Annotated in this window: 14 protein-coding genes; 3 read left to right on the top strand and 11 right to left on the bottom strand. The window is 69.7% G+C overall.

Features of this window, described 5'->3' with window-relative positions; all coding sequences use genetic code 11:
• The 5 genes from M0P34_RS05475 to M0P34_RS05455 all read right to left on the bottom strand — a co-directional run.
• The coding region (locus tag M0P34_RS05475; RefSeq protein ID WP_291497203.1) for a helix-turn-helix domain-containing protein at positions 1 to 866 on the bottom strand (866 nt) is incomplete at its 3' end.
• A gap of 37 nt (positions 867 to 903) precedes the next feature.
• A complete protein-coding gene (locus M0P34_RS05470) occupies positions 904 to 1,836 on the bottom strand; it encodes a peptidyl-prolyl cis-trans isomerase (RefSeq protein ID WP_291497201.1) in 933 nt (310 codons plus the stop codon).
• A gap of 107 nt (positions 1,837 to 1,943) precedes the next feature.
• Positions 1,944 to 3,053 (bottom strand): peptidylprolyl isomerase, encoded by a 1,110-nt coding sequence (locus M0P34_RS05465; protein WP_291497199.1) that lies wholly within the window; start codon positions 3,051 to 3,053, stop codon positions 1,944 to 1,946.
• A gap of 12 nt (positions 3,054 to 3,065) precedes the next feature.
• Complete coding sequence (gene mfd / locus M0P34_RS05460; protein ID WP_366062081.1) at positions 3,066 to 6,566, bottom strand: transcription-repair coupling factor; 3,501 nt, start codon at positions 6,564 to 6,566, stop codon at positions 3,066 to 3,068.
• 109 nt (positions 6,567 to 6,675) lie between these two features.
• Positions 6,676 to 7,149, bottom strand: coding sequence for a chemotaxis protein CheW (locus tag M0P34_RS05455; RefSeq protein ID WP_291497197.1), 474 nt, complete (start codon positions 7,147 to 7,149; stop codon positions 6,676 to 6,678).
• A 210-nt stretch (positions 7,150 to 7,359) separates the two neighbouring features.
• On the opposite strand from M0P34_RS05455, the gene M0P34_RS05450 reads away from it, so the two are divergent.
• Positions 7,360 to 7,578: a hypothetical protein gene (locus tag M0P34_RS05450; RefSeq protein WP_028587185.1), complete on the top strand. Its 219-nt coding sequence runs from the start codon at positions 7,360 to 7,362 to the stop codon at positions 7,576 to 7,578.
• A 168-nt stretch (positions 7,579 to 7,746) separates the two neighbouring features.
• A complete protein-coding gene (locus M0P34_RS05445; RefSeq protein WP_291497193.1) occupies positions 7,747 to 9,726 on the top strand; it encodes a cation:proton antiporter in 1,980 nt (659 codons plus the stop codon).
• Between the two features lie 31 nt (positions 9,727 to 9,757).
• Here the strand turns inward: M0P34_RS05445 and hydF are convergent, their stop codons facing one another.
• From hydF to M0P34_RS05415, 6 genes are read right to left on the bottom strand one after another with little or no spacing between them, the layout of a single operon-like run.
• Positions 9,758 to 10,996, bottom strand: coding sequence for a [FeFe] hydrogenase H-cluster maturation GTPase HydF (hydF, locus tag M0P34_RS05440; protein ID WP_291497191.1), 1,239 nt, complete (start codon positions 10,994 to 10,996; stop codon positions 9,758 to 9,760).
• Positions 10,917 to 11,999: a [FeFe] hydrogenase H-cluster radical SAM maturase HydE gene (gene hydE, locus M0P34_RS05435; RefSeq protein WP_291497189.1), complete on the bottom strand. Its 1,083-nt coding sequence runs from the start codon at positions 11,997 to 11,999 to the stop codon at positions 10,917 to 10,919. Before hydE ends, hydF begins: the two co-directional genes overlap by 80 nt.
• On the bottom strand, positions 11,996 to 13,474 hold the full coding sequence (locus M0P34_RS05430) for an aspartate ammonia-lyase (RefSeq protein WP_291497187.1): 1,479 nt from the start codon (positions 13,472 to 13,474) through the stop codon (positions 11,996 to 11,998). Before M0P34_RS05430 ends, hydE begins: the two co-directional genes overlap by 4 nt.
• Positions 13,458 to 13,745: a hypothetical protein gene (locus tag M0P34_RS05425; RefSeq protein ID WP_291497185.1), complete on the bottom strand. Its 288-nt coding sequence runs from the start codon at positions 13,743 to 13,745 to the stop codon at positions 13,458 to 13,460. The genes M0P34_RS05430 and M0P34_RS05425 overlap by 17 nt, the downstream gene beginning before the upstream one ends.
• 19 nt (positions 13,746 to 13,764) lie before the next feature.
• Positions 13,765 to 15,186, bottom strand: coding sequence for a [FeFe] hydrogenase H-cluster radical SAM maturase HydG (gene hydG / locus M0P34_RS05420; protein WP_291497183.1), 1,422 nt, complete (start codon positions 15,184 to 15,186; stop codon positions 13,765 to 13,767).
• Positions 15,187 to 15,201: 15 nt separating this feature from the next.
• Positions 15,202 to 15,444, bottom strand: coding sequence for a TM1266 family iron-only hydrogenase system putative regulator (locus tag M0P34_RS05415; protein WP_291497181.1), 243 nt, complete (start codon positions 15,442 to 15,444; stop codon positions 15,202 to 15,204).
• Between the two features lie 689 nt (positions 15,445 to 16,133).
• On the opposite strand from M0P34_RS05415, the gene M0P34_RS05410 reads away from it, so the two are divergent.
• Positions 16,134 to 17,323 (top strand): [FeFe] hydrogenase, group A (locus M0P34_RS05410; RefSeq protein ID WP_291497179.1); only part of this gene is annotated, 1,190 nt, incomplete at its 3' end.

The following is a 17,323-nucleotide window of genomic DNA, read 5'->3' as shown; positions in this document are numbered from 1 at the left end:
TGGGACTGGCCGGGCTGGAGCACGATGTCCACCGCCGGGCCCTGGCCGCCGTCCACGCGGGCGAAGATCCAGCAGGCCTCGCGCGCCGCGACCACCAGCCGCTGGGGGCCCTGGCGCTCCGGGGCGGCCGTGGGCGCGGGCTCGGGGCGGGCCGGGGCGGGCGCCGGGGCCGCCGGGCCGGGGGCCGGGGCCGCCAGGGCGGCCTGCGTGGCGGCGGGAGCGGCGGGGGCCGCAGGGGCGGCCCCGATGTCCTGCGAGCCCTGCGGCGCCGGGGCGGCCGTCCCGGCGCCCGGGGCGGAAGCGGGACCACCGCCGTCCGGGGCCGGGGCCGGCTCCTGGGCTCCGTCCTGGGCCGGGGCGGGCTCCCCGGCGTCCGGGGCGACGGGTTGTTCCGGGGCCGCCGCAGGCTGCTCCTGGGCTGCCGGGGCCTGTTCCTGGGTCGCCGGGGCCTGCTCCTGGCGGGGGGCCTCCTCGCGCGAGGTCAGCAGGAACACGCCCCCGGCCAGCAGGGCGATGGCCAGGATGCCCGCCAGGAACACGGCGAACCCCGAGCGGGAGCGCCCGCCGGGGGCGATCTCCAGCTCCGGCCCGTCCAGGGTGGGCTGGGGCGCGCTGACGTTGTCCTCGGCCACATAATTGGCGGCCATGATCGCCACGCAGCCCTCGGGGTCCAGCCCCAGCAGCCGGGCGTAGTTGCGCACGAAGCCCTTGGCGTACACCGGGTGGGGCAGGTTTTGCGGGTCGCCCGCCTCCAGGGCCAGCACGTTGGTCTTGCTGATCTTGGTACGCTGCACCACCTCGGCGATGGACAGGCCCTTGCGTTCGCGCTCGGCGCGGAATTGTTCTCCGAGTTCCTTCAGGTTCATTCCCGCTTTCTCCCGTGGCTGGGCCGCCGGACGGCCGTTAGAGCTTCATCTCGATGACGGCTTCGTCGCGCAGCGTCTGCATGTATTCGGAGAAGCGGGCCTCGGCCTGGATGCCGAAGAGCCTGTCGCGGATCTCCTCCTTGACCTCTTCCAGGGGCCGGGTCTCGCCCTCGCGCAGGTCGTCCAGACGCAGGATGGCCGTATGGCCGCGAAAATCGAAGGGCCTGGTCATCCCGCCGGGGGCGACGCCCTCCAGGGAGTCGCGCCAGTCCTGGGCCAGGTCGACCCAGGCCAGGCGGCCCAGGGAACCGCCCTGCCCCACCCCGGGGCCCCGGGAATAGAGGTCGGCCGCGTCGGCGAAGGCCAGCTCGCCGCCCGCGATGCGCCCGCGCAGGGCGTCGGCGTCCTCGGCCAGGGGCAGCAGGATCACCGACAGGGCGACCTCCTTGTCCTTGCGGAAGCTCTCGATGTGCTTCTCGTAGTAGGCCTTGACCTCCTCGTCGCTGACCACCACCTTGCGCCGGACCATGAAGCCGAGCAGGCGGTGCTTGAGGATGTCCTGGCGCACCTTCTGGGCGAACTCCTCGCGGGTCATGCCCTCCAGCAGCAGCTGCTTGTCGAAGTCCTCGGCGGTCATGCCGTTCTGCTTGTAGAAGCGCTCCACCGAGTTCTGGACCTCGACCTCGGTGGCCGAAAGCCCAAGCTTCTCCACCTGCTGGGTGATGAGCATGTCGTCGATGATCTTCTGCAACAGGTCGGTGCGCATCTTGGCGATGGCGGCCTTCTCCTGCATGGTCAGCTCGCGGCCCCGGAAACGGTCGAGCAGCGGGCGCATGTGCTGGTTCAGTTCGAACAGGGTCACGGCCTGGCCGTTGACCACGGCCACGATGCGGTCCACCACCTCGGCGCGCGCGGGGACGGCCGCCAGCAGGAGGCCCACGACGAGGGCAAGGCGCAGTATGGGCTTCAAATCAGGACTCCTTGCGTGAAGAGTGCTTTGGGGCGCCGCCGCGACGGGGCGGAGCCGCGCCGAGTGTTACAGGCATCGGCCGGGCTTGGCAACGTGCGGCCCGGGGGTCAGTTGCTTCCGGGCGCCCCGGGGGCCGGGCCCTCGACCCCGGGGGGCAGGACCTCGTCGCGCTCCTGCGGGGGGGTGTCGGCCTCGGGGGGCGTGTCGGCGTCGGGGCCGAGTTCCCCGTCGGCCGGGGTCTCGGGAACCTCCACGCCCGGGGCGGCCTCCTCGCCCTGGCGGTCTTCGGGCTCGATTTCCAAAAGCGGGGTGACGGCGATGTCCGCCGTGGCCATCTGGCCGTCCAGCCAGGCGCTGAAGGCCGCCACGAGCTTCTGGTCCAGCAGCTCGCGCTCGATGAGCGGGTAGGCCTGGGAGGCGTCCAGGGTCTGGGCGGGGATGACCTCGGAGAAGACCAGGGCCTCGAAACCCCGGCGGGCGGTGAGCACGGGGCTGGCCTCGCCGGGTTTCAGGCCGCCCAGGGCGTCGCTCCAGTCCTTGGTCAGCCGGTCGCGGCGCATGACGATCTCGCGGGTGCTGATCTGCTCGAAATCGGCGCTCACAGCCTCCAGGGAATCCCCGGCCTTGTAGGATTCCAGGGCGTTCTCCACCACGTCGCGGCTGGGGCCGCCAACGCGGACGAAGCGCACCCGCTCGGGCACATGGAAATCCTGGACATGGTCGCGGTAGTACCGCTCGGCCTCGCGGTAGTCGATGCTCACGCCCGGGCGCAGCACCTCGGCGAAGAACTTCTCCACCGCCAGGCGCGCGCGCAGCTCCTCGCGCCAGTAGTTCACGTCGATGTATTCCTCGACGAGCACCTCCTCGAAGGCGCCCTCGGGGTAGTCGGCGCGGATGTTGGCCTCGGCCGAGGCCAGTTCCTCGTCGGTCACGGCCAGCCCCTTGGCGGCCAGGGTCTGGGCGAGCAGCTCGCGGATGATCAGCTCGGACAGGGCCTGGCCGTACTCGCTCTTGAGCCGGGCCACCGAGGGGTTGGTCGCGGCGATGCCGAGCTGGTCGAAATCGTGCTTGAACTGGAGCTGGTGCAGGGAGATGGGGCGGCCGTTGACGCGGGCCACCACACCCTGCTCCTCCTGCTTGGGGTCGCAGGCCGCGAGGGTCGCGGCCACGCACAATGCCAGCAGGGCCGCCAGGGGCGAAAAACGGGGATGTCGCATGGGCTGTGAGCCTTAATTGTCCGCAGGGGTTGCGGTTTCGGGTGTTGTAGCTCCGGGGGCCAGCCCGGTCAATGCCTTTCGCATGGCCTCCAGGGCCTGGCGCACGCCGCCGCCCGCGTCCACGCGCAGCTCCAGGCGCCCGCCCTGGGGCAGCATCCGCGCGGCCTCGGCGTGCTGCTGGACCCAGGCCACCATGACCTCGGGCGGCACCGCCGTGGCCCGCTCCGCCCAGGACAGGACGATGCGCCCCGGGGCCACGTCGGCCCGGGCCACCTGGAGCCGCCCCAGCAGGCGCTTGAGCCGCAGCACGGCCAGGAAACGCTCCACGGCGGGGGGCAGGGTCCCGAAGCGGTCGCGCATCTCCAGGGCCAGGTCTTCCAGGGCGGCGCCGTCGCGCGCCGAGGACAGGGCCTTGTAGTAGCGCAGGCGCTCGCGGGTGTCGGGCACATATGCCTCGGGGATATGGGCCTCGAACAGGATGTTCAGCTCGGGGCTCGTTTCCTGCACCAGCTGCTCGCCGCGCTGGCGGCGGACCTCCTCCTCGAGCATCTCCAGGAACATGTCCAGGCCGACCTTGGCCATGGTCCCGGACTGGACCTCGCCCAGGATGTTGCCCGCCCCGCGCAGGCGCAGGTCCTCCATGGCCACCTGGAAGCCCGCGCCCAGGTAGTCCATGTCCAGGATGACCTGCAGGCGCTTGCGCGACAGCTCGGGCAGCCCGTCCAGGGAGGGGATGACGAAGTAGGCGTAAGCCTGGCGCGAGCTGCGCCCCACCCGGCCGCGCAGCTGGTAGAGCTGGCCCAGGCCGAAGTGCTGGGCGTTGTCCACCACCAGGGTGTTGGCGCGCGGAAAGTCCAGGCCCGACTCGATGATGGCCGTGCAGACCAGGATGTCCAGCTCGCCGTGCCAGAACTTGTGGATGGTCGATTCCAGCTCGCGCTCGGGCATCTGGCCGTGGGCCATGCCGATGCGCGCCTGCGGCGCCAGCTCGCGCACGAACTCCACCACCCGGGGCAGGCCCTGCACGCGGTTGTGGACCCAGAACACCTGGCCCTGGCGGTCCAGCTCGCGCTCCAGGATGGTCCGCAGCGGCCCCCGTTCGCGCTCCAGCAGCGAGGTCAGCACGGGCTTGCGGTCCAGGGGCGGGGTCTCCATGACCGAGAGCCCCCGCAGTCCCGACAGGGACAGTTGCAGCGTGCGCGGGATGGGCGTGGCCGTAAGCGCCAGCACGTCGATGTCCTTGCGCATCCGCTTCAGGCGTTCCTTGTGCTTCACGCCGAAACGCTGCTCCTCGTCGAGGATGAGCAGCCCCAGGCGCGGCAGGTCCACATCCTGCGAGAGCAGCCGGTGGGTGCCGATGAGGATGTCCACCTCGCCGCGCGCGGCGGCGGCGAGGATGGTCTTCTGGCGCGCGGGGGGCACGAAGCGGCTGAGCATGGCCACCTGGACCGGATAACCCTCCAGGCGGCGCTGGAAGTTCAGGAAATGCTGCTCGGCCAGCACGGTGGTCGGGCACAGCAGGGCCACCTGCCGCCCGGCCAGGGCCGCACGGAAGGCCGCGCGCAGGGCGACCTCGGTCTTGCCGAAGCCCACGTCGCCGCAGACCAGCCGGTCCATGGGCTCGGGGCGGTCCATGTCGGCCATGACATCGGTGATGGCCCGCTCCTGGTCCGGGGTCTCCTCGAAGCCGAAGCTGGCCTCGAACTCGGCGTAGAGGTCGTCGGGCGGATCGTAGGCGTAGCCCTTGGCGATGCGCCGGTAGGCGTACATCTCCACCAGCTCCCCGGCGATTTTCTCGATGGCCTTGCGGGCCTTGGACTTGGAGCGCGCCCAGGCCGGGCCGCCCAGCTTGTCCAGCACGGGGCTTGCGCCCTCGGGGCCCTTGTAGCGCTGGACCACATCCAGCCGGTCCACGGGCAGGTAGAGCTTGTCGTCGCCGGAGTAGACCAGGAGCAGGTAGTCGTTGCCCACCCCGCCCAGATCCAGGCGGTGCAGCCCCTCGAAGCGCCCCAGGCCCCAGTCGCGGTGTACCAGCAGGTCGCCGGGGCTCAGCTCGTCGTAGGCGCGCAGGCCCTTGAACTCGCGCCCGGCCCCCGCGGCGCGCTCGCCGCGCACGGGCTGGAGCACGTCCTCGGAGAGCAGCAACGCCTGGTTCCAGGACAGCTCCACCCCGCCGCGCAGGGGCGAAACCAGGGCGAACAGGCCCCTGTCGCCGGGGCGCAGGGCCGTGGCCGGAACAACGCCCTCCTGCCCGGCCAGGGCCAGGAACTTCTTGCGCGACTGCTCGGTGCGAAAGCTGAGGATCACCTGCGGACGCTCGCGGGGCCAGCGCTTGAGGGCCTCCAGCAGGGTGTGCCACGGGCGGTCGCGCTCGGCGGGCTTCCAGAACAGGTCCTCGAAGGCGCGCAGCTCCTTTTCGGGCAGCTCCAGGCCGTCCTTCTTCTCGCCGATGGTCAGGTCCTCGAAATGGATCTGCTCGGCGTCCATCCAGGTGCCCCGGGCGCGCTCGGCGCTTTCCAGCACCTGGGCCCGGGGGGCCTTCCAGCCCTGCTGCCCGCCCTCCTCGTCCAGGCGGCCCGTCCAGGCCCATTCCAGCTCGTCCACCCGCGTGCGCAGGTTGCCCGCGCCGCACAGGAGGTACACCGCGCCCTGGGGCAGCCAGCGGCCCAGGGCCGTGGCCCGGGGGCCGTAGAACAGCCCGGGGCGGATGTCGCCGCGCAGGCCGTCGAGCCTGCGCAAAAGGTCCTGCTCGGCCTGGGCGGGCAGCTCGCCCACGGCGCGCAGCTTGCGCCAGCCCTGGCGGGCGGCCTCGCACAGGGCCGGGGCCAGCACCGCCGGGGCCGCAGGCAGGATCACCGCCTCCTCCAGGTCCTCGCGCGAGCGCTGGGTGTCGGGGTCGAAGGTGCGCAGGTCCTCCAGGGCGTCGCCGAACAGCTCCAGGCGCAGGGGCCGGGTGTAGCCGGGGGCGAACACGTCCAGGATGTCGCCGCGCATGGCCATCTCGCCGGCGCGCGAAACCACCGGCACCCGCTGGTAGCCCCACAGGGCGAGCTGCTCCAGGATGGACTCGGCCAGGATTTCCTCGCCCTTGGCCAGGCGCAGGTGGTGGGTGTCCAGCACGTCGCGGGCGGGCCAGCGGGGCAGCAGGTTGTCCACCGTCAGCAGCACGCCGCGCGGGCCCGAGCCCGAGGCCAGCCCGTAGAGGGCGGCCCAGCGCGCGGCCCAGCGCGACGGGTCCGAGGACTGCACGGGATACGGGGGAAAGACGACCCAGGGCGAATCGGGGAAGGGCCGCCCCCCGCCGGGGGTCAGCAATTCGAGCAGGGCCTTGAGTTGCAGCAGCTCGCGCGCGCCGGGCACGACGACGACGACGCTGCGCCCGCGCGCCAGCAGCCCGGCGGCCACGCAGGCCTGGGTGCCGGGGCCGGACTTGTACACGCGCACGCTGCGCGCCGCGCGCCCGGGGGCGGCGGCGGGCTCGGCGAACTGGCGCAGGGCCGGGGGAAAGATCACAGGGGCGCTCCTTGGGCGGCACAGCGAAAAGCCGCCGGATCCGCATGGGGCGGAGCGGCGGCTTCGCGGCCGCGCTGGCGGCCTTGGTACGGCACTTTGGCTTCGGAGTCTAGACCTGGGAGAGCACGTCCTTTTCCTCGCCGGAAAGCAGCCGGTCGAGGTCGAGCAGGATGAGCAGCCGATCCTCGAGCTTGCCCACGCCGCTGATGTACTCGGACTCCAGCCCGGCGACCACCGGCGGCGGCGGCTCCACCGTGTTGGCGGGTATGCGCAGCACCTCGGAGACCGAATCCACCACGAAACCGACGATCATGTTGTTGATCTCGATGACGATGATCCGGGTGTGCTTGTCGTGCGCGCGCGTCTCCAGGCCGAAGCGCTTGCGCAGGTCGATGATGGGAATGACGTTGCCGCGCAGGTTGATGACGCCTTCCACGAAGTCCGGCGCCTTGGGAACCCGGGTGATCTCCATGGTGCGGATGATCTCCTGCACCTTGAGGATGTCCACGCCGAACTCCTCCTCGCCGATGCTGAACGTCACGAGTTGTATCAGTTCGGCATCCTGTTTCTTCTTTTGTTCCATTTTTCGCGCTCCTTCCGGGAGAGTGCATCCAGGCGGCGGAAGCAGGACGTGCCCCCGCTCAATGCTCATGGTTACAACCAACCGGAGAGCGATGCAAGATTTTTCCGAAACAAACCTCTTCGCACAGCTACTGGTTGCGCTTCCGCCGCCGCTCCTGTAGGCTCCCGGAATCCGGCAGCGCGCCACCAGGACCCAGGAGGTCAGCACCGCATGGCGAATTTCATCCCCCAGGCCCACCACTTCCCCCTCGAGGAGCAGATCAAGACCCTCGGCGACGACGAATTGCTGGACTTCTGGGAGGAGACCCAATTCCTGGAGAAAATGCTCGGCGAGGAGTTCGACTCCGGCGAGGCGCCCACCCAGGAATACGAGCGCATCATATTGCAGGAGCTCCAGTTCCGCTCCTGCAAGCGCGGCCTGGGCGTGTAGCCCGGCCCGCGGGGCCCCCGCAAAGGCCCCGGCCCCCGTCGCACGGGGCCGGGGCCTTTGCGTTGCCTCCGGGCCGGGGCTGGTGTATCTGCGAGCATTGGCGAAAGGCCGCGCCCCGCACGGGCGGGCGCACCCCCCTGGCACGGCGAAACCCCGGACGGCATCCGCATGGGCATCGCATCCGACATCATCCTCGTGGTCGTGGCCGCGCTCTTCGGCGGCCTGGCGGCCCAGCGCCTGCGCCAGCCGCTGGTGCTGGGCTACATCCTGGCGGGCATCCTGGTCAGCCCCCACATGGGGCTGGTCACGCTGTCCAGCGTCCACGACATCGAGCTGCTGGCCGAGATCGGCGTGGCCCTGCTGCTCTTCGCCCTGGGCCTGGAGTTCTCCTTCGAGGATCTGCGCCCCGTGCGGCGCGTCGCCCTCATCGGCACCCCGATCCAGATCCTGCTGGTCACGGCCCTGGGCTACGGCATCGGCCGGGGCCTGGGCTGGGAGTGGCTGCCCTCGGTCTGGCTGGGGGCCATGCTTTCCCTGTCCAGCACGATGGTCATCCTGAAGACCCTGGAAAGCCAGGGCTGGATGGGCACCCTCTCCAGCCGGGTGATGATCGGCATCCTCGTGGTCCAGGACCTGGCCCTGGTGCCGCTGCTCATCATCCTGCCCCAGCTCGGGGCCCAGGACGGCGGGCTGGCGGCCCTGGGCTGGGCGGGGCTCAAGTCGGCCCTGTTCCTGGGGCTGATGGTCGTCGCGGGCACGCGGGTCTTCCCGTGGCTGCTGGGGCGCGTGGCCCGGGCGGGCTCGCGCGAGCTGTTCCTGCTGACCATCTGCGCCATCGGCCTGGGCGTGGGCTACGGCACCTACCTCTTCGGCCTGTCCTTCGCCTTCGGGGCCTTCGTGGCCGGCATGGTCCTTAGCGAGTCCGACTTCGGCTACCAGGCCCTGGCGGACATCCTGCCCCTGCGCGACGTGTTCGGCCTGCTGTTCTTCGCCTCGGTGGGCATGCTGCTGGACCCCGCCTTCCTGATGGAGAACCTGGGCATCGTCCTGCTGCTCACGGGGCTGGTCTTCCTGGGCAAGGGCACCATCATGGCCGGGCTGACCAGGGTCTTCGGCTACGGCAACGTCATTCCCCTGGCCGTGGGCCTGGGGCTGTTCCAGGTGGGCGAGCTGTCCTTCCTCATCGCCCGCGCGGGCCTGGAGTCCAAGGCCCTTGGCGCCGACCAGTATTCCCTGCTGCTGACCACCACCGTGATGACGATGATCCTGACCCCGTTCACCTCGCGGCTGACCGCCCCGCTCTACGCCCTGGTCCGCCGTTTCAACGGCCGCGCGCCCCTCGAAACCATCGACCTGCCCCGCTCGGAGCTGACCGACCACATCATCATCGTCGGCCACGGGCGCATCGGCGGCATGGTGGCCGGGGTGCTGCGCCGCCAGGGCATCGCCCATGTGGTCATCGAGTCCGCCCACAGGGCGATGGTCGACGCCAAGCAGGCCGGGGTGCCGGTGATCTACGGCGACGCGGCCCAGGAGATCGTCATGGAGGCCGCCAATCCCGACGAGGCCCGGCTCGTGCTGGTCACCCCGCCGGACTTCTCCTCGGCCCGGGCCGTGGTGGCGCGGCTCATGGAGCAGCACCCGGACCTGCCGGTCATCGTGCGCGCGGCAGGCCGCGAGCAGCAGCTGGCCCTGATGGAGATGGGCGTGCGCGAGATCATCCTGCCCGAGATGGAGGCCGGGGTGGAATTCGCCCGCCAGAGCCTGCTGCGCCTGGGCCTGCCGCCCACCGACGTGCAGCAGCTCGCCGACGAGCTGCACCGCGAGATGTACGCCGCGCTCTACGAACAGGTTCCGGCCTACGCGGCCACCGCGCGGCTGAGCGCCGCCCGCGACCTGCTGTCCGTGAGCTGGGTGCGCGTGGCCCCGGGCAGCCCGGTGGCCGGGCGGGCCATCAAGGACCTGGCCGTGCGCACGCGCACCGGGGCCTCCATCGTCGGCGTGCTGCGGCCGGAAGGCTTCACGGCCAACGTCGGCCCCGACGACGCCCTGCACCCCGGCGACATCGCCGCCGTCATCGGCACCCGCGAGCAGACCGGCGCCTTCCGGCACATGGCCGCCGCGCCCACCGGCGAACAGGCGGCCTGACCCCGCCGCGCCGCCCCGGGCGCAAGGCCGCTCAGCCGTCGGCGTCGCGCAGTTCGATGCCCAGGGGCCGCAGGACCCGGGGCAACAGCCCCTGGACCTTCGAAATGGCCACCCCGTAGTTGGTGATGGGCACGCCCCGGCGGCGGCACTCCCGGATCCGGCGCAGCATCTCGGTTCTGCCGATCATGCAGCCCCCGCAATGCACGGCCAGGCTGTATCCCTCCAGATCCTCCGGGAAATCGTGCCCGGCATAGAACTCGAAGCGCAGCTCCCGGCCCGTGTATTGGGAGAACCAACGGGGAATCTTGACCCGCCCGATGTCGTCGGCCACGGGATGATGGGAGCAGGCCTCGGCCACCAGCACCCGGTCCCCGTCCCGCAGGCTGTCGAGAGCCCCGGCTCCGGCGGCCAGTTCGGCCAGGTCGCCCTTGTAGCGGGCGAACAGCGTGGAAAAGGTGGTCAGCGGCACGGATTCAGGCACGTCTCCGGCCACCTTGAGCACCACCTGCGAATCGGTGATCACCAGGGCCGGGGGCCGGGACAGGCTGGTCAGGGCCGCCTCCAGCTCCCGCTCCTTGACCACCAGCCCCAGGGCGTCGTTGTCCAGGATGTCGCGCAGCACCTGGACCTGGGGCAGAATGAGCCGCCCCTTGGGCGCGGCCAGGTCGATGGGCACCACGCAGACCACGATGTCGCCCCCGCCCACGCAATCGCCCACCAGGGACGGATTCTGGCGGAACTCCTCCGGGGCCAGGGCCACCAGGGCCTGCTTCAACTCCTGCACGCCCCGGCCCGTGCGGGCCGAAACCGGCAGGAAAGGCACGCCGCGCTCCCGGCAGAAGGCGGCGTCCTCTTCCCGGGAGTGCGGGCCGCCGCCCGGCGGGCACAGGTCGGCCTTGTTGGCCGCCACGACCACGGGCAGACCCAGGGCGCGCAGTTCCTCCAGCATGGCGCGCCCCTCCCCGCCCAGCCCGGCCTGGCCGCAGACCAGCACGCACAGGTCCGCGCGCAGCAGCACCTTGCGGGTGGCCCTGACGCGCAAGGCCCCCAGGGCGCCCTCGTCGTCCAGCCCGGCGGTGTCGTAGAAGGTCACCGGCCCCAGGGGCAGAAGCTCGTAGTGCTTGGCCACCGGGTCGGTGGTGGTGCCGGGCGTCTCGGAAACGATGGCGATGTCCTGGCCGGTGAGGGCGTTAATCAGCGACGACTTGCCCGCGTTCCTGGCCCCCGCAATGGCCACGACCAGCCTGACTCCGCGCGGTGCCTGCTGCATTGGTGCTCCTTGGGGCGAACCCCGGGGCTGCGGAGGGGACGAATCCCTCCTGGTGGATGGCGGCCCTGACCTGGGACACGACCTGGCGCGCCCCGGCCTCGACCACGTTCTTGCCGGGATAGATCTCATAGCCCCGGCGGACGTCCCCGGGGGTCAGGGAGGGCATGATCACGTTGCACCCGGCGTGCAGCCCCCGGGCGCGGGCGTCGGGGCCCGCGCCCGCGCCGGGCAGGCTGTTCAGGGCGCTGGTGGCCGGAATGTTGCTGCGCGGGCTGAGGATGCGCAGCAGGGCCGTGACGCGCAGGGTCGTTTCCAGCCCGCCGCAAGGCTCCCCGCCCAGGGGGGTCTGGGGATGGGGCACGAAAGGACCGGCGGCCAGCATGTCCAGGTCCAGCTCGGCCAGGCGCAGCACGTCGCGGGCCAGGATGTCCCCGGTCATGCCCGGCAGGCCCACGATGATGCCCGAGCCCACCTCGTAGCCCAGGCGGCGCAGGGCCTCCACCCGGGCCAGGCGGTCCTCCAGGCGCTCGCCCGGGCGCAGGCGGGCGTAAAGCCCGGGGTCGGTGGTTTCCAGCTTGATGAGGTAGCGGTCCGCCCCGCTGTCGCGCAGGCGGGCCAGCTCGTCCAGGGGCCGGTCGCCCAGGGAGAGGGTCACGGCCAGGGTCGAGCGGTCCTTGATGGCGCGCACCATGTCGCAGAGGGTCCGCACGTCGTAGGAGTAGTCGTCGCCGGATTGCAGGACCACGGTGCCCAGGCCCAGCTCCGGGGCCAGCAGGGCGGCCTGGACCACGCGCTCCGGGGGCAGCCGGTAGCGCACGGCGCGGGCATTGGGCGCGCGCAGGCCGCAATAGAGGCAGCGCTTGCAGCAGTGGCTGGAAAACTCCACAATGCCGCGCAAATAGACCTGGCGGCCGAAAACGGCGTGCTTCACGGCCTCGGCCTCGGCGAACAGGGCCTGGTCGTCGCGGCCGCGCAGGTGGTCCAGCACCGTCTGGATGTTCATGGGGTCTCCGTGTCCTCGGCTTCGGGTTCCGCAACGCTGTCCGCCGGGCCCCGGGCGGCGGCACGCAGCCCGGCATACTCGCCGAGGCTGAAGCCGAGCTTGCGCATGCGCCGGGGTGACAGCAGTTCCTCGATGGTCCCGGCATCGGCCAGACCCATGTCCTGGACCGTTTGGGCCACGCTCGTCCCGCTGGCCTCGGCCCGCCGGAGCACGGCCTCCACCAGCTCGTAGCCCAGGGCGGGAACCAGCACCGTGGCCAGGGCCGCACTGCTGTCCACCAGCTCCCGGCAGCGCCGGGGCCGGGCCTGCAGGCCGCGCAGACATTTTTCCTCGAACACCCGGACCGCGTTGCGCAAAAGTCGCACCGAATCCAGGAACTCGTGGGCCAGCAGCGGCATGAGGTGATTCAGGTCGAGCTGGCCCAGGCCCGCGCACAGGGTCACGGTCTGCCCCGAGGCCATGACCTTGAGGGCCACCTGGGCCACGGCCTCGGGCAGCACGGGGTTGATCTTCCCGGCCATGATGCTGGACCCGGCCTGCAAGGGCGGCAGGTCGACCTCGCCCAGTCCGCAGTCCGGCCCGCTGGACAGCAGCCGGATGTCGTTGGCAATCTTGAGCAGATTGGCCGCCAGAGCCGAGAGCATGCCCATTGCCTCCACAAAGCAGTCCATGTTCTGGGTGGCGTCCACCAGGTTCTCGGCGCGGGACACGGGCAGACCCGTAACCCGCCCAAGATGCCCGACCACGCGCAGAACGTAGTCCCGGGGGGCGCCCAGGCCGGTACCCACGGCGGTGCCGCCCAGGTTGACCTGCTTGATCCGCTCGCGGCACTTGAAGATGCGCCAGCGGTCGCGGGCCACGGCCTCGGCGTAGGCCCCGAACTCCATGCCCAGAGTCATGGGCACGGCGTCGCGCAGTTGGGTCCGGCCCACCTTGAGCACATCGGCGAACGCCCTTTCCTTTTCCTGCATGGACTCCTGCAGGCGGGCCAGGGCCGCTTCCAGTTCGAGCAACAGCCGCAGCCCGGCGACCTTGAGGGCCGTGGGGAACACGTCGTTGGTGGACTGGTGCATGTTGACGTGGGCCAGGGGATGGACCGGGGCGTAGCTCCCCAGGGGCGCGCCCAGCATTTCGCTGGCCCGGTTGGCCAGCACCTCGTTGAGGTTCATGTTGGTGGAGGTGCCTGCCCCGCCCTGGAGCGGGTCCACAACCACATGCTCGTGCAGGGCGCCCGCCTCCATTTCCCGGCAGGCGGCGATCAGGGCCCCGGCCTGGGGCTCGGGCAGGTCGCCCCGCACGGCGTTGGTCTCGGCGCAGGCACGCTTGACCTGCGCCAGGGCCACAATGAACTCCCCGGGCCAGCGCAGCCCGGACAGGGGAAAGTTCTCCAGGGCCCGCAGGGTATGCACGCCCCAATAGACGCCCTGGGGGATTTCGCGCTCCCCCAGGGCGTCGGATTCAACGCGTATCGACATGGTGCTCCAAAGAAGCCAGCAGGCGCCGCAACCCGCCTTGTTCCGCCTTGCCGGGCAGCGCGCGCCCCCCGACGCCCACAAGCAGGGTCAGGCCCCGGCCCAGGGGATAGGCCAGGGCCAGGCCGCCGCAGCCGGCCGCCCCGGCACTGTCCGGCCCGGGGCAGACACAGCGGGTGTCCCGCCCGTCGCTGACCCAGATGCCACCGGTGTCATGGCTCCGGGCATACTCGGCAAGCCGGTCCAGGGCTCTGGCGTCCAGATGCAGACTCATGCGGCGCCTCCTTGCGGGGTCAGTAGTACAGATCCCGCTCGCCCTGGTGGATGCGCTCCAGCCGCCGCTGCAGGGAAGCCTTGCGCCCGGCGTCGGGGAAGGACTCAAGCTCCCGGGCGATCATGGCCTCGCCCGCCTCGCGGGTGCCCGGCGAGGCGTAGTCCTCCAGGTACTCCTTGAAGGTCAGCAGCCCGTTGGGCAGGCAGAACTGCTGGATGAAGCCCTTTTTGGCCAATTCCATGAAGTGCTCGCCGGTGCGCCCCAGGCGGTAGCAGGCCGTGCACCAGGAGGGCACGAAGCCGTGCTCCGTGACCACGGAGCGGATGACCTCGTCCAGGGAGCGGCTGTCGCCGACGCAGAACTGCTGCACTTCGGGCCGGTCGTAGTTCGGGTCCTGGTAGGCCCCGGGGTAGGTCCGCGATCCGGCGGACATCTGCGACACGCCCACCTCGATGAGCTCGGTGCGGAAGTCGGCCTTCTCGCGGGTGGTCAGGATCAGCCCGGTGTACGGCACGGCGATGCGCAGCACGGCCACGATCTTCTTGAACAGGTGATCCTGGACGGGGAACGGCGGGTTGTAGGCCATGTCGGAATTCAGGGCGGGCTCCATGCGCGGGAAGGAGATGGTGTGCGGGCCCACGCCATAGTCCTTTTCGAGCTGGGCGGCGTGGTGCAACAGCCCCAGAACCTCGAAGACCGGATCGAAAAGCCCGAACAGCGCCCCCAGGGCCACGTCGTCCACCCCGCCCTCCTGGGCCCGGTGCAGGGCGTTGAGCCGCCACTCAAAGTTGCGTTTGATTCCGCCAAGATGAACCTTGCGGTAGGTTTCCTTGTGGTAGGTTTCCTGGAAGCACTGGTAGGTGCCGATGCCCACCTCGTGCAACAGGCGGTAGCCCGCCACGTCCAGGGGGGCGCAGTTGATGTTCACGCGGCGGATCTCGCCGCTCTTCTCGGAGGTCACGTCGTAGACCGTGCGCACGGTCTCGGCGATCCACTGCGCCCCCAGCTTGGGGTGCTCGCCGTAGACGAGCAGCAGGCGCTTGTGGCCCAGGTCTTCCAGAACCTCCACCTCGCGGCGCAGCTCCTCCGGGGTCAGGGTGCGCCGCTCCAGGTCCTTGTTGTCGGCGTTGAACCCGCAGTAGGCGCAGCGGTTCTTGCACTCGTTGGTGACGTAGAGCGGGGCGAAAAGCACGATACGGTTGCCGTAGATGCCCTGCTTGATGCTCCGGGCGGCGGCGAATATCTCCTCGTCCAGCCCGGGGTCGGTGTTCTTGAGCAGTGCGGCGGCCTCGAAGGGCGTGATGCCCTTGCGCTCCAGGCCCTTGGCCAGGATTTCGCGTACCAGGGCCGGGGCCGGGTTCACGGCGCGTTTCATGGCGTCCCAGATGGCCGCCTCGTCGATGAAATTCCGCGATTCGTTGACGCTGTCCAGGGTGCTCATGCCGATTCCTCCGGATTACATGGTGTGGGAATGGACGGTGACGTTCTCCAGGGCCTCCAGGCGCCGGACCATGTCGGCCACCACCCCGCCCTCGCCGTCCACCACCAGGGCGACGACGCTGACGCCCCGCTGGTGGAACGGCAGGCCCACCCGCCCGACGATAATGTCCGGATGGCAGGCCAGGATATCGTTCACCCGCAGGGCGGCCTGGGCGAGGTTGGTGATGAACAGGGCGACGACCCCGAGTTGTGCGGCCATGACGTTCTCCTCCTGTGGTTCAAGAGAAGACGGCCAAAGGCGGGGCACCGTGCCCCGGAGGAAGGGAGGAAGGAACGAGACGGGAGAGAGCGACCGGGCCCGCAGGATGGGCGAGTTCTGTCGTTCTCGCCCTGAGGTTCAGGAATCCCCTTCCCGCAGGCTGCTTCTCTCGAAAGAAGTGGTTCGGGGCACCCTAGCGCCCGCCCCCGGGCGCGTCAAGCGCTGTTCATTAAAACCAAGCACTAATTTTAAATTAATAGCACCAATGACAAAGCACAAGGCTCTTCCCCATGCCCGCGCCACCGCGCATTCTGGCCGGGCAGCCCGGGGAAAAGCAGGGACTTCAAAATTTAAGTTATAAATATTGGAAAGTTAAGAATACAAGAACAGCAGCCACGGCGCCCCGTCGGCTTTCATCAGGCTGGCAATCAGGGGCAAGGCAGTGGCAAGGCGTCCTTTTCCTCTTGGAGCAATCTAATCAATTTTTGCTATTATATTTAAAAAAGTGCTACCAAAGGCATATGCTTTTTGCTACGCTTCAACCAGGATTCCGCTTCGCCCCTTCGCCGGGGCAGCCGGACCGGGGCGGAGCAGTCGCGGCGCCACGCCGCAAAACCCAAGGAGGCCGACACGTTGCAAGACGGCACGAGGCGAGTTTTCCTGGAACCTGTTCACGGAGGCTGTGATACATGAACCGTATCGAAATGGAAAAGATCTTCTACGAGGATCAGGCTCCCGACCCCAAGGCCAATCCGGACGAACTGTTCTTCATACAGATCGACCCGGACAAATGCATCGGCTGCGACACCTGCCAGCAGTACTGCCCGACAGGCGCAATCTTCGGCGAAAGCGGGGATCCCCACACCATCCCCCACGAGGAGCTGTGCATCAACTGCGGCCAGTGCCTGACCCACTGCCCCGTGGGTGCGATCTACGAGGTCCAGTCCTGGGTCAGCGAAATCGCCAGGAAGATCAAGGACCCCGAGATCAAGGTCATCGCCATGCCCGCACCGGCCGTGCGCTACGGCCTGGGCGACTGTTTCGGTATGCCCGTGGGCTCCGTCACCACCGGCAAGATGCTCAGCGCGCTCAAGCAGCTGGGCTTCGACCATGTCTGGGACAATGAATTCACCGCCGACGTGACCATCTGGGAAGAAGGCACCGAATTCGTGAAGCGGCTGACCAAGCAGATCGACAAACCCCTGCCGCAGTTCACTTCCTGTTGCCCCGGGTGGCACAAGTATGTGGAAACATTCTACCCCGAACTGTTCCCGCACCTGTCCACCTGCAAGTCTCCCATCGGCATGATGGGCGCCCTGGCCAAGACCTACGGCCCCGACACCATGAAATACGACCGGTCCAAGGTCTACACCGTTTCGATCATGCCCTGCACGGCCAAGAAATACGAGGGCATGCGCGCCGACCTCTGGTCCAGCGGCTATAAGGACATCGACGCGACCATCGACACCCGCGAACTCGCCTACATGATCAAGCAGGCAGGCATCGACTTCGGCAGCCTGCCCGACGGCCAGCGCGACGCCCTCATGGGCGACTCCACCGGCGGCGCGACCATCTTCGGCGTCACCGGCGGCGTGATGGAAGCCGCCCTGCGCTACGCTTACCAGGCCGTCACCGGCCAGCCTCCCGCCAGCTGGGACTTCAAGATGGTCCGCGGCCTGGACGGGCTCAAGGAGGGCACGGTCACCGTGGGCGACGTCAAGGTCAACGTTGCCGTGCTGCACGGGGCCAAACGCTTCCGCGAGGTCTGCGAAATGCTCAAGACCGGCAAGAGCCCCTGGCACTTCATCGAATTCATGGCCTGCCCGGGCGGCTGCGTGTGCGGCGGCGGGCAGCCCATCATGCCCGGCGTGCTTGAGGC

The organism is Desulfocurvus sp. (assembly GCF_023230885.1).
Taxonomy (GTDB): domain Bacteria; phylum Desulfobacterota; class Desulfovibrionia; order Desulfovibrionales; family Desulfovibrionaceae; genus Desulfocurvus.
This window is presented reverse-complemented; position numbering and strand designations above follow the sequence as displayed.